10 protein-coding genes are annotated in these 12,278 nt (G+C 62.9%); 5 read left to right on the top strand and 5 right to left on the bottom strand.

What is annotated here, in order from left to right; all coding sequences use genetic code 11:
* Positions 1 to 51: 51 nt before the first annotated feature.
* From CFE42_RS08945 to CFE42_RS08930, 4 genes are all read right to left on the bottom strand, one after another.
* A complete protein-coding gene (locus tag CFE42_RS08945; RefSeq protein WP_004627276.1) occupies positions 52 to 1,125 on the bottom strand; it encodes a VOC family protein in 1,074 nt (357 codons plus the stop codon).
* Positions 1,126 to 1,206: 81 nt separating this feature from the next.
* Entirely contained in the window at positions 1,207 to 2,397 is a 1,191-nt protein-coding gene (locus CFE42_RS08940) for an MFS transporter (RefSeq protein ID WP_004627273.1), read from the bottom strand.
* A 4-nt stretch (positions 2,398 to 2,401) separates the two neighbouring features.
* Entirely contained in the window at positions 2,402 to 3,235 is an 834-nt protein-coding gene (locus CFE42_RS08935) for a ThiF family adenylyltransferase (RefSeq protein WP_004627271.1), read from the bottom strand.
* 19 nt (positions 3,236 to 3,254) lie between these two features.
* The gene (locus CFE42_RS08930) at positions 3,255 to 4,640 is read right to left on the bottom strand and encodes an MFS transporter (protein ID WP_004627269.1); all 1,386 of its coding nucleotides are present in this window, start codon (positions 4,638 to 4,640) and stop codon (positions 3,255 to 3,257) included.
* Between the two features lie 316 nt (positions 4,641 to 4,956).
* Here CFE42_RS08930 and CFE42_RS08925 point away from each other — a divergent pair, with 316 nt between their 5' ends.
* From CFE42_RS08925 to CFE42_RS08915, 3 genes are all read left to right on the top strand, one after another.
* Positions 4,957 to 5,871: a LysR family transcriptional regulator gene (locus CFE42_RS08925; RefSeq protein WP_004627267.1), complete on the top strand. Its 915-nt coding sequence runs from the start codon at positions 4,957 to 4,959 to the stop codon at positions 5,869 to 5,871.
* A gap of 125 nt (positions 5,872 to 5,996) precedes the next feature.
* Positions 5,997 to 6,848 carry a class II aldolase/adducin family protein gene (locus tag CFE42_RS08920; RefSeq protein WP_004627265.1) on the top strand — a complete coding sequence of 284 codons (852 nt, stop codon included), beginning with the start codon at positions 5,997 to 5,999 and terminating at the stop codon, positions 6,846 to 6,848.
* 105 nt (positions 6,849 to 6,953) lie between these two features.
* On the top strand, positions 6,954 to 8,261 hold the full coding sequence (locus tag CFE42_RS08915) for an MFS transporter (RefSeq protein ID WP_004627260.1): 1,308 nt from the start codon (positions 6,954 to 6,956) through the stop codon (positions 8,259 to 8,261).
* A 46-nt stretch (positions 8,262 to 8,307) separates the two neighbouring features.
* On the opposite strand, the gene CFE42_RS08910 is transcribed toward CFE42_RS08915, so the two are convergent.
* A complete protein-coding gene (locus tag CFE42_RS08910) occupies positions 8,308 to 9,075 on the bottom strand; it encodes an IclR family transcriptional regulator C-terminal domain-containing protein (RefSeq protein ID WP_004627258.1) in 768 nt (255 codons plus the stop codon).
* 130 nt (positions 9,076 to 9,205) lie between these two features.
* Here CFE42_RS08910 and CFE42_RS08905 point away from each other — a divergent pair, with 130 nt between their 5' ends.
* Complete coding sequence (locus tag CFE42_RS08905; RefSeq protein ID WP_037043678.1) at positions 9,206 to 11,092, top strand: sugar phosphate isomerase/epimerase and 4-hydroxyphenylpyruvate domain-containing protein; 1,887 nt, start codon at positions 9,206 to 9,208, stop codon at positions 11,090 to 11,092.
* Between the two features lie 121 nt (positions 11,093 to 11,213).
* Positions 11,214 to 12,278 (top strand): porin, encoded by a 1,065-nt coding sequence (locus CFE42_RS08900; protein ID WP_004627253.1) that lies wholly within the window; start codon positions 11,214 to 11,216, stop codon positions 12,276 to 12,278.

Raw genomic sequence — 12,278 nt, 5'->3', positions numbered from 1 at the left:
AAAAAAGCCCGCCGAAACTTGGCGGGCTTTTTCTTTGCGGCGTTTCCCGGATCAGGCTGCCGCGGTCAGCACCGGCAGGTTACCTTCGCCAAAGCCGTGGTGCCCGCGCCGCTGCACGATCTCGAAGAAGATCTCGCCCGGATGGCGCTTGACGAAGGTTTGCAGGAACAGTTTGGGCACGCCGTCGACGATCTCGCCGTCGACCAGGATGCCGTATCGGCGCAAGGCGTCCAGATCCAGTCCATGGCCGGGCAGTCGCGCGTCGACGGTGTCGTAGTAGTGCTCGGGTGGCTCGACGAAGGTGAGGCCGTTGGCGGCCAGCGCGGTTGCTGTGCGCAGGATGTCGTCAGTGGCCAGCGCGATATGCTGCACACCTTCGCCGGGGTGGTCGGGCAGGTAGGCGTGCATGAGGTGGGCGCGGTGCGTGCCTTCCTCATAGAGCGGAATGCGGATCATGCCGCACGACGACACCATCACGCGGGAATCGGCCGCCACGTGCCAGTTGGCATGCAGCTCGTGAATTTCGCTGAAGCCGAGCTGGTTGCGATAGAAATCGATCCAATCCTGCAGGCGGCCGGGGCCGACGGTTTGCGTCAGGTGGTCGACGCGGGCCAGTCCAACGCCGGCGTGGTGCCAGTCCTCATGCGCGGTGGCGGCGTCCAGCGGCCGGAAGTCGATGTCGTAGATGGAGATGTCGCCCAGGCCGCCCCTGGCACCGTGCTTGCCGCGCCAGCGGTCGACAAAATACAGGTGCGTATCGCCCACGCCCTGGATAGCCGGGATCACGAGTTCGCTCGGGCCGATCGGCTCTGCCTCGGCCGGCCATGCGCCCAGTTCGACGGCGCGGTCATAGGCGTGCTGGGCATCGTCGACGCGGATCCCGATGGCGCAGATACCCACGCCATATTCCTCGGCCCAGCGGTGTGCGAATGAATCGGCTTCAGCATTGACGAGGAAGTTCATGTCGCCTTGCCGATACAGCGTGACATCCTTGCTTACGTGCCGGGCGATGGCCTTGAAGCCGAGCGATGCGAACACCTGGCCGAGCGCTGCCGGCGCTTGCGTGGCGAACTCAATGAACTCCAAGCCGGCGGTCTTGAACGGCAGGTCGGCGTTGCGGCTCATGGTCAAACTCCTGTGGCTGAAGCAAAGAATGGGGACACCGCATTGTGTACCACGGGGGTGGCAATGCGCATCCGGCAGTCGCTATGCGGCAGCGCTTTGTGGATCCGGCTGGCTCTGCAGCTTTGGCAGCCAAAGGAAGGCGATGGACGCCAGCACGGTGCCGGCAAGCATCATCGGCACCACCATGGGCCAGGCGCCGAGGCTGTGCAACGTGTCATCAAAGGCTGCTGCGGTCTGCCCCAGGCAGAAGGCCGCCAGCATCATGATGAAGCCCGACCATGACACCGCGCGCCCCGCAAGGTGCGGCAACTCGCCCACCGCGCCTGCCTGGCCGCAGGGCTGGTGAATGCCGTGGCCCATGCAATAGATGCCGTGCCCGAGCAGCAGCGGCCACGCTTGTCCGGGAAGCAGCCAGCAGCCCAAACCCTGGATGCCGGCGCCAACCAGGCTGAGGGTGGCGCCTTGCTGCACCGTCCGCACGAGGCTCTGGCGGCGCAGCAGGCGCCGGCAGCCGGTCGTACTCACGATATAGACGAGCGAGCCGCCAGCCGGTATCCAACCATAAAGCTCGGGCGATAAGCCGAGGTACGCGATATAGACCATCGGCGAGAGCAGCAGGAAGCAGAAGATGCCGGCGTAGGTCGTGGCCGCCAGCAGCCCCCAGGCGCGAAAATCCGCGCTGGCAAAAATCTCGCGCACGCTGCCTGCCTGGATGTTTGTCTCTTGCCGGGTTTCGGCAAAGCCATACCAGCACATCGCCCACAGCACGATTGCATAGAGGCTCATGCCCACCAGCACCCAGCGCCAACCCGCGTGTTGCGCGACAAAGGCACCGAGAATCGGTGCCATCAACGCCACGAAGCCCAGCCCCGTGAGGCCGCGTGCCATGACGTGCGGACCATCGCGTGCCGGGTGCAGATCGCGTACGGCAGCACGCGCACACACGAGGATGGCGGCCATCGAGAAGCCCTGCAGCGCGCGCGCAGCGGTCAGCATGGAAGCGGTTGTCGCCAGCGCGCCGGCCAGTGCAGCCAGGGCGTAGCACGCGAGCCCGATCAGCAGCACATGGCGCCGGCCAAAACGATCGGCCAGGCTGCCCATCGGCAGTTGCCCGATGCCAAAGGCCAGCGCGAAGACCGTGAGGCTCGTGCTGGCCGATCCCAGCGCCTGGGCAATGGCTGGCAGGGCGGGGAGGTAGCTGTCGGTCGCAACCGGCTGTGCCGACAGCAACAACGGCAGCAGCAGGGCAAAGCTCAGAGGGCGACGCGTCATCGGCTCAGTAGGCAATGGCAGCGCTGCGCCGCAACTCATCTGCGGTGGCGGTGCCGAAGCCGAAGAACTCCAGGTACGCGGGAATCATCTCGAACAGCATGTCGGTGCCGACCTGGACATCGCAACCCTTGTTGCGCGCCGCGCGCAGCAGCGGCGTGTACTCGGATTTCATGACGACCTCGCCGACGAAGCAGCTCGGTGCGATGCGGGCGACGTCGAAGGGCAGAGGATCATCGTCCTTCATACCGACAGGTGTGGCGTTGACGACCACATCGAAGCCATCCGGATCATTCGAGCCGGTGCCAACCACCAGCGCGGGGTAGTGCTCGCGCAGACGCCGCCCCAGCGATTCAGCGGATTCTGCGCGCGTGTCGTACAGGGCCAACTCGCCCACACCGGCCGCCGCCAGCGACGCGGCAATCGCCGAGCCGACACCGCCGGCGCCCGAGAGCAGCACGCGCGCGCCTTCCAGCTGGCGCCCCTTGCGCAGCACGCCGCGCACGAAGCCGGCGCCGTCGAACTGGTCGCCCAGCAACGTGCCGTCATCGCGCTTGAGCACCGCATTGCAGGCGCCGGCAATGCGCACCGCCGGCGTGACTTCATCGACCAACTCCACCGTGGTGACCTTGTGCGGCATGGTGATCAGCGCGCCCCGCAGGTTGGTGAAACGGCAGATCGACGCGAAGCTCTGCGGGTAATCCTCTGCCTTGACCCCCATGGGCATCACAACGGCATCGATGCCTTTTTGCTCGAACCAGGGGTTGTAGATCATCGGCGACTTGAACGTCTCGGTCGGGTAGCCGATGTGGGCGATGAGGGTGGTTTTTCCAGAAATCATGGTTCAGGGCAGGGGTGTTTCAGGCAGCGAGGGCTCCAGCCCGCTGGCGGGCATATTCTGCCTTGTCGACGGGTTGGGCGGCTGGCTGACCCAGGTCGTCCATGTGGATGCGGTACGTCTCACGAGCGGTCATGGCGGCCACGGCGGCAATCACCGTTACGCCAAAGGCAATGGCGCCCACGGTCAGCCAGATGTTGGTGGCTCCCGGCGGTGCCACGGCGGTGAAGAGGGCCGGCAGCATGGCAGTAATTGCGGTGCCGATGTTCTGCGAAATCGCCATAGCCGATACACGGGTGCGCGTCGGGAACAGCTCCGGATAGAAGCTCGGGAACACCGCGTTGTAGCCCTGATAGACCACGCCCCACATCAGGATCGACATGCCAAAGGCCAGCGGCACGTTCTTGATGCTGATGGCATACAGATACGCAAACGCAAGCACGCCGGCGAGCAGCGAGCCCAGCACGATCGGTGGCTTGCGGCCGATGCGGTCGGACAGGTCGCCAACATACGGAATGACCAGCACGGCAACGATGTTGCCCACCACCGGAATCCACAGGTAGATGTCTTTGGCAAAGCCGATGCCGTAAGCCGGCTGCACCGCGTAGGCGGCCCCAAAGATAGTCGCCACCACCGGAATCACGTTCATCAGCGCCATGCAGACCACGCGCAACATGTCGGGCGTGCTGTATTTGAAAGCGTCGATCACGGGCGAGCGCGGGCGGCCTTGTTGCTGTTGCTCAGCGGTAAACGCCGGTGTTTCGTGCACTTCGCGGCGGATGACGTAGCCCGCGATGATGACCACGAAACTCAGCAGGAACGGAATGCGCCAGCCCCAGCTGTTGAACTGGTCGGCCGGCATGTAGTGCGCCAGCGGCAAGAACACGGCAGCCGCCAGGATCTGGCCCGCCTGCACCCCTTGCAGCGTAAAGCTCGCAAAAAACCCGCGCCGGCCAAATGGTGCGTGCTCCAGGATCATCGAACTGGCGCCCGAAATTTCCCCGGCCACGGCAAACCCCTGGATCAACCGCATGATGACCAGCAACGTGGGAGCCCACAGCCCAACCTGGTCGTACGTGGGCAGCAAGCCCACGGCAATGGTCGAAAAACCCATCAGGAACATGCACCAGAGCAGCACGTTCTTGCGCCCGTGCGTGTCGCCCAGATGGCCCAGCACGAACGCCCCGATCGGCCGCGCGATGTAACCCACGCCGTACGTGGCCAGCGAGGCGATGATGGCCGTCTTGGGGTCGCCCTTGGGGAAGAAGATCTGCGGAAAGATCAGCGCCGCTGCGGTGGCGTAGATAAAGAAGTCGTAGTACTCGAGCGCCGAGCCGATCCAGCCGCTGGCGGCGGCTTTCTTCGACTGGTGCTTGCCCAAGGGCTCGTGGGCAGGGGCTGCGGTCATGGTTGTCTCCGGTTTTATCTGTGCGGCCTATCGTGCGATTCGTTCGATGAAGGGCCGTCTGTGCACGCAACGCAGCGTAGTCCGCTGTAGCGGCGTGGCACAAGCGAAGAACGCCTGAGGGCGGTCGATCATCGCACGAGTTTGTGCGAAAAACGCACGGCTCGAGGGTTTTTCCGAAGGAAATGTCTGGGTAGTCGCTGTTACAACGTGAGGTATCCCCACTTCGCAGGTGACCGTGTCCTGTGCAATGGCAATGCACCGGCCACACAGGTAGAACCCGTCGGATACGCTGCGGGGGCACGAGGAGCGGCTTCTCATGAAAGACGATCGATTGCTGGAAATGCGGATCTTCAAGGCTGTGGTTGAAGCCGGTGGATTCACCGCGGCGGCACATGCACTCAATGCCAGCCAGCCCTTTGTCAGCCAGACCATCACCCATCTGGAGCGCCGCTTGGGTGTGCAACTCTTGCATCGCTCCACGCGCAAGCAGCGCTTGACCAGTGAGGGCGAACGGTTTCTCGCTTCCTGCCATGACCTGCTTGAAGCCGTTGAGCAGGCCGAAGCCCAGATTCGCGCAACCGAGCCCACGGGAGACTTGCGTGTCAGCGTCCCCCAGGCATTCGGCATCGATCAGATTGTTCCGGCGTTACCTGGTTTCCTTTCGACCTATCCGAAGTTGACGGTTCGGTTTTCGTTGTCTGATTCACTCGTCAACCTGATCGAGGACAACTTCGATGTGGCGGTGCGGATGGGACGCCTGCAGGACTCGTCGCTACGCAGCCGAAAGCTTTGTGAGTTGCAGCGTATTGTCGTTGCGGCACCTAGCTACCTTGCCCGGCATGGCATGCCAGTGACGCCGCAAGGGCTGGATCGCCATCAGTGCCTGCTTTGGGATGCCCCGCGGGAGCATTTGAACCAGTGGCCTTTCATGATGCATGGCAAGCCGGAAAAATTTCTGGTGCGGGGCGGATTCCGCAGCACCGATGGCAGCACGCTGTTCGAGTTGTGCGTGGCTGGCATTGGCATCATGCGGCTGGCCGAACATTTGGCACTGCCGGCCATTCGCAGCGGCAAGCTCGTGCCGCTGCTATCCGATTACCAAGCGCAGGACGACACTGCCATTTACGCCGTGTATTTGCCTGAACGCCAGTTAGTGCCGCGTATCCGCGCCTTTGTCGACTACTTTGTCGAGGTGTTCCGGCAACCACCCTGGCAAAGGCAGGTGCCCTGATGCGCATTTATATGCAGACGCAATAAATCTTATTGCGGCGCGCGCCTAGATCGGTCGCGGCTGCTGGATGAAACTTTGCTTCACTAAGTTTCCGATTCCCACGCCCCCCGTAGATAGGAGCAAGCATGAGCAACCTCGCTCAAAAACTGAATGAACTGGGCCGCACGGCCGCACATCCATCGAATCAGTCGATCTATCAGCCCAGGCAGCAAGGCCTGAAATTCCCCAAGCTGCCCGAATTCACCATGTTTGCCGAAGAGCGCCAGCATCGCAAAGAGCGACTGGTGGCAGCCTGCCGCGCATTCGCGCTGCACAACCTCGATTACGGCTTTGCCGGCCATCTGACCGTGCGCGATCCGGAGTTTCCGGAGTTGTACTGGACCAACCCGATGGCCGTGCATTTCTCGCAGGTCAAGCTTTCCAACCTGATCCTTGCCGACCACAATGGCAAGGTCATCGAAGGCTCGTATGCGCTGAACCGTGCCGGCTTCGTATTGCACGCAGCGGTGCATGAAGCCAACTCAGACATCGTGGCGATGTGCCACGCGCATACCGTCTACGGCACCGCATTCGCGGCGTTGGGCCGGCCGCTCGATCCGATCACGCAGGACGCCGCAGCATTTTTCGAGGACCACGTCGTCATCAAGGACGAGGCCGGTGCCGTTGCTGTTGAAGAGAGGGCCGGCACGTCCATCTGCGACCACTTCAAGAACGTGAAGGCGGCCATCCACCAGAACCACGGTCTGCTGACCGTAAGCCGCCACAGCATTGAAGCGGCCGCCTTCTGGTTTATCGCGCTGGAACGCTGCTGCCAGCAACAGTTGCTGATTGAAGCCACCGGAGCCAAGCCGGTGATGGTGTCGGAATACAGCTCGCGCTACAGCCGTGAACACGTCGGCAGCGAATACATCGGCTGGCTCCATTTCCAGCCGATCTACGAGCAACTGGTGCAGACCAACCCCGACATGTTCGACTGATACCGCAACGCAATTTATCAACGGCGATCAAGGACCAGCGGGCCGGCCTTGGTACACGATCCGGCCCCCCCGGAACGGCCCGCTAGAGGATGACTGGAGACAACGATGTTGAAGACTGCACATGGTGGTGAAGCCGCCATCCATGCCGACTTGGAGGAAGCCGCCTACACCAAGGTGACCTTGCGGCTGATCCCCTTCCTGTTCCTGTGCTACGTGTTTGCCTACCTCGATCGCGTCAACGTGGGCTTCGCCAAGCTGCAGATGCTGTCGGACCTCAAGTTCAGCGAAACGATTTACGGCTTGGGCGCCGGCATTTTCTTCATTGGCTACTTTCTGATGGAAGTGCCCAGCAATCTGGCGCTGCATCGGTTTGGCGCACGCAAGTGGATCGCCCGGATCATGATCAGTTGGGGCATCTTGTCCGCTGCCATGATCTTCGTGAAGACGCCCACAGCCTTCTATGTACTGCGCTTCCTGCTGGGGGTAGCGGAGGCCGGTTTCTTCCCAGGGATCATTCTTTACCTCACGTATTGGTATCCGGCCTCGCGGCGCTCCAAGATCACGGCGCTGTTCATGACGGGCATTCCAATTGCGGGTGTGGTGGGTGGGCCGCTGTCCGGCTGGATTCTGGATCGCTTCCACAACGTGAATGGCATGCACGAATGGCAGTGGCTTTTCCTGTTGGAAGCGATTCCATCGCTAGTGGCGGGTGTGGTCACGTTCTTCTATCTGGACGATAGGATTCGTGACGCGAAGTGGCTTGATGCCGATGAGAAGGCCGTTCTTGAGCGAGAGCTCGCGAGCGACTCCGGCAAGATTGAAGTGCACAACGCTAGCGGTGCATTTACAAATGCGCGAGTCTGGGTCCTGTGTGCCTGCTATTTCGGGATCATCATGGGCCTGTACGGCATCAGCTTCTGGCTGCCGACGCTTATCAAGGCTTCCGGTGTGACCAGCGCATTCGATGTCGGCCTGCTCACCATGATTCCGTATGGCGCCGCTGCCGTTGCGATGGTGATGATTGGTCGCAGTTCAGACCGCACCAAGGAGCGCCGTTGGCACGTTGCGTTGCCGGCCATAGTTGGCGCGGTAGGTCTGACGGCCAGCACGTTCGTGTCGCATCAGCCCGCCATGGCTGTTCTGGCGCTCACCTTCGCGACGATCGGAATTCTGGGCGCGTTGTGCCAGTTCTGGTCGATCCCACCGGCATTTCTGGGTGGCGCGGCTGCAGCGGCTGGTATTGCCTTGATCAATTCGGTGGGCAATCTGGCGGGATTTGTCAGCCCATATCTGGTGGGCTGGATTAAAGACGCCACGAATAGCACGGACTTGGGCTTGTACTGTGTGGCCGCATCGCTGATCGCGGCCGCCGCGATTGTCCTGACGGTACCGAAAAAGGTGGTGAATCGCTGAACAGGCGGCGGGGCGGCCGGCCCTGCCGCAAAGAGGGGGCGGGTGTCTACAGCACCCGCATGATCGACAGCGCAGTGTCCTGTAGAACCTGCAGTACCCGCTGCAAGGCGTGCTCGGTGGTTTCTTCACCGACCTGCATGTTCACGCTCAGCGCGGCGATCACGTTGCCGTGCCGGTCACGCAACGGCACGGCCACGCCCCGCACGCCAATCTGCAACTGCTGTTCGACCACGGCGTAGTCCTGCCTGCCGGCCTTGCGGATTTCATCGAACAGGCGGTCCCGCTGCAGGATCGTGTAAGGCGTGTACGGCGTCAGCACACAGGTTTCCAGCCATGCCTTGACCTTATGCTCGGGTTGCGCGGCCAGCATCATCACACCGGCCGACGCGAGCGGGGCGGGCACGCGTGCACCCAGGACGAATCCCGTGCTCATGACCCGACTGGTGCTGGTGCGCGAAATGAAAACGAGCTCCCAATCATCCAGCACGCTGAGGTATGCCACCTCGCCCACGGCGGCGGTCACCTGCTGCAGGAACGGCTGCACCGTGCGCGGCAGGCGCGCCGAATCGAAGTACGACCAGCCGACCTTCAGCACACGCGGCGTCAGACTGAACAGCGTGCCTTCGCTGGTGAGGTAGCCCAGGTGTTCAAGCGTCAGCAGGTAACGGCGCGCGGCTGTGCGGGTAAGGCCGGTCAACTCGGCGGCCTGGGTGGGCGTCAACCGCGGGTGCTCGTGGTCGAATGCTTCCAGGATCGCGAGCCCTTTTTCCAGCCCAGCGATCCAGTCGCGCCGGTTCAGCGGTTCCTTCGTCATGGCGATAACCCTAAAAACGAGCGATATGTGCGCATGATTGTACGGTGATCGCACGCTGTTGCGCGAATGCCGCTTGTGAATGCGGGGTGTGGCCACCTACGCTGCGGGCATCGTCAGACAACGCATCGCCATGAATTCGCTCCGCGCAGCGCGCTATCCCAAATGCATCGCCACCGTGTGCCTGTCCGGCACGCTGCCTGAAAAGCTGGAGGCGGCGGCCGCTGCCGGTTTTGATGGCATCGAGATCTTCGAAAACGATCTGCTGAACTTCGATGGCTCCCCGGCCCGGGTGCGTCAGATGGCGGCAGATCTCGGGCTTGCGATCATGCTGTACCAGCCGTTCCGCGATTTCGAAGCCATGCCGCGTGAGTTGTTCGCCCGAAACCTGGCGCGCGCCGAGCGCAAGTTCGACGTGATGGCCGAACTGGGTGTCGAGACGGTGCTGGTATGCAGCAACGTGCAGGACATCGCCATCGACGACCCGGCGCGCGCGGCAGACGATCTGCGCCAGATGGCGGAAGCTGCGGCCGGGCGTGGGCTGCGCGTGGGTTATGAAGCGCTGGCATGGGGGCGGCACACGCGAACCTGGCGGCAAGCGTGGCAAATCGTGCAGCAGGCTGACCATCCGGCGCTCGGGCTGATTCTCGACAGTTTCCATACGCTGTCGCTGGGCGACACGTTGGATGGCCTCCACAACGTGCCGGCGGACAAGCTCTTCTTCGTGCAGTTTGCGGATGCGCCAAGGCTGTCGATGGACGTACTGTCCTGGAGCCGGCATCACCGTAACTTCCCGGGGCAGGGCGACCTGCCGGTGACGGACTTTGCGCGCGACTTGCTTGCTGCGGGCTATACCGGGCCCTTGTCGCTCGAAGTCTTCAATGACGATTTCCGCTCCGCGCCCGCGCGGCTCACGGCGCTGGATGGCATGCGTTCACTACTCTGGCTGGAGTCCGAAGCGGGCGGCGCAGAACTGCCGGCCGCAGCTCAATTTGAAGGCGTGGACTTCCTGGAGTTTGCCGTGGATGCCGCGGCAGGGCGGGAGCTTGAAACGCGCCTGCGTGCGCTGGGTTTTGCCTTTGCCGGGCACCATCGCTCCAAGGCCGTTGACCTGTATCGGCAAGGCCGCGTCAACGTGATCCTGAACATGGAGCAGGACAGCGCGGCGTCGGAGCATTTCCAGCTGCACGGGCCGTCTGTCTGCGCGATCGGCCTGAAGGTGGACGACGCCGAGCGCGCCATGGCACGCGCACGTGTGCTGTGCGCCCAGGAGTGGCGCGGGCCGGTGGGGCCTGCCGAACGCAGCATTCCCGCGCTGCGGGCCCCCGATGGCACGCTGCTCTATCTGATCGACGACCGCCAAGCCGATCGCAGCATCTACGAAAGCGATTTCGTTCTCCATCCTGGCATACAGGACAATGCAGCGGGATTGGCATCAATCGACCACGTCGCGCAGGCGCTACCCGCACATCGGCTCGACAGCTTCGTGCTGTTCTACCGGGCCATCTTTGGCATGGAAGCCGAAGCCGAACAGGAGATTGCCGACCCGTACGGCCTAGTCAAAAGCCTTGCGATGGTGAGCCCCGACCGCAACGTGCGGATTCCGCTCAACGTATCGGAGAGCGGGCGCACCGCCACCGGCCGGTTCATTGCCGCCTACGCGGGCTCGGGCGTGCATCACATTGCCTTCCGCACCGAGCGGCTGTTCGAAACCATTGAGGCCATCGACCGAGGCGCCGCCCACCTGCAGCACGTGCCAGAGAACTACTACGACGACGTTGCCGCCCGCCTGGGGCTGGACGATGCGCTGCTCACCCGCCTGCACGACGATGGTCTGCTCTACGACCGCGACCCGCACGGCGATTTTCTGCACACCTACACCGAGCCCTTTCGCGAGCGCTTCTTCTTCGAGCTTGTCCAGCGCAACGGCTACCTGGGCTACGGCGCGGCAAACGCCGCTGTGCGCATGGCCGTACAGGCGCAACTGAGCCGCACCACCACCAATATGGCTGACCACTGAGTCACGAAGACTTTGGCGCTCGCGGTCGTGCGGCCGTGGGCGTTATCCACGCAACACCACGGCTGCGCGGGCAGCCGTTGCACATCCATCCCCATCACATCAAAGAGGAGACAAGGGAGCCATGAACAAGACAATGATTGCCGCATTGGTGCTCGGAGCCACGAGCCTGCCAGCGGCAGCGCAAACCACCGGCGGTGTCACGCTCTACGGGCTGATCGACACCACCATCCGCTACAGCACGCACGAAAACGCGGCAGGCAACAGCAATCTGCAGATGATGGACGGCGTGCTGACCGGTAGCCGCTGGGGCCTGCGTGGCACCGAAGACCTGGGTGGCGGCACCAAGGCCATGTTCATCCTGGAATCGGGCTTCTTCCCCGATACCGGCGGCAGCCAGCAGGGCGGGCGCCTGTTCGGACGCACCGCGGTGGTGGGCCTGGAAGGCGACTACGGCAAGCTCTACCTCGGCCGGCAATACACGCTGGCGCATGAAGTGCTGTCTTCGTACGAAGCGATGGCGTTCGCCAACAACTCCATCGTCGGCTATCAGGGCGGCAACTACACCGGCCTGCGCTACGACAACACGGTCAAGTACATCAAGTCGTTCGGCGGCCTGCAACTTGCCGGAGCATGGACCTTTGGTGAAGCGGCAGGCAGCTTCAGCAAGAGTTCGGCCGGCGCCGGCTCGATCGTCTACAGCATGGGGTCGGCTGAAGTGGGCGCGGTGTATCAGGTCACGCGCGATGTGTCGTCGGCGTTCTTCGGCGCGGTGCCGGCGGCGCTTGCCAGCAAGCAGACGGTCTGGGGTTTTGGCGGCAAGCTGGATACCTCGATTGCCACGTGGTACCTCGGCTACACGAACAGCCGCCTCGACGTGGCCGACTACAAGAACCAGGCCGCCTATGTGGGCGCAAAGGTGCCGATCTCCGGCGCACTGAGCTTCATCGGCACCGTGCAGTACGACTGGATGAAGCACCTCGATTCCAGCGGCAAGCGCCTGACCACCGCCGGCATGCTCGACTACGCCTTCAGCAAGCGCACCGATGTGTATGCCGAGGTGGACTACACGCATCTGCAGGGGAGCTGGGTAGCGTTGGACAGCGCCACCGCGTTCAACAACTCCGGCAACCTGTACGGCAACAACTCGCGCTTGGGCGTGATGCTGGGCGTGCGACACAAGTTCTGA

It is taken from the genome of Ralstonia sp. PBBBR1 (assembly GCF_002256165.1).
GTDB classification, from domain to species: Bacteria; Pseudomonadota; Gammaproteobacteria; order Burkholderiales; family Burkholderiaceae; genus Ralstonia; species Ralstonia thomasii.
The sequence above is the reverse complement of the archived record's forward strand: the minus strand, read 5'-3'. Positions and strand labels throughout refer to the sequence as shown.

Excerpts from the sequence above, each read along its gene's own strand:
- CFE42_RS08945 (WP_004627276.1), bottom strand. The coding sequence starts at position 1,125 with ATGAGCCGCAACGCCGACCTGCCGTTCAAGACCGCCGGCTTGGAGTTC.
- CFE42_RS08940 (WP_004627273.1), bottom strand. The coding sequence starts at position 2,397 with ATGACGCGTCGCCCTCTGAGCTTTGCCCTGCTGCTGCCGTTGTTGCTG.
- CFE42_RS08935 (WP_004627271.1), bottom strand. The coding sequence starts at position 3,235 with ATGATTTCTGGAAAAACCACCCTCATCGCCCACATCGGCTACCCGACC.
- CFE42_RS08930 (WP_004627269.1), bottom strand. The coding sequence starts at position 4,640 with ATGACCGCAGCCCCTGCCCACGAGCCCTTGGGCAAGCACCAGTCGAAG.
- CFE42_RS08925 (WP_004627267.1), top strand. The coding sequence starts at position 4,957 with ATGAAAGACGATCGATTGCTGGAAATGCGGATCTTCAAGGCTGTGGTT.
- CFE42_RS08920 (WP_004627265.1), top strand. The coding sequence starts at position 5,997 with ATGAGCAACCTCGCTCAAAAACTGAATGAACTGGGCCGCACGGCCGCA.
- CFE42_RS08915 (WP_004627260.1), top strand. The coding sequence starts at position 6,954 with ATGTTGAAGACTGCACATGGTGGTGAAGCCGCCATCCATGCCGACTTG.
- CFE42_RS08910 (WP_004627258.1), bottom strand. The coding sequence starts at position 9,075 with ATGACGAAGGAACCGCTGAACCGGCGCGACTGGATCGCTGGGCTGGAA.
- CFE42_RS08905 (WP_037043678.1), top strand. The coding sequence starts at position 9,206 with ATGAATTCGCTCCGCGCAGCGCGCTATCCCAAATGCATCGCCACCGTG.
- CFE42_RS08900 (WP_004627253.1), top strand. The coding sequence starts at position 11,214 with ATGAACAAGACAATGATTGCCGCATTGGTGCTCGGAGCCACGAGCCTG.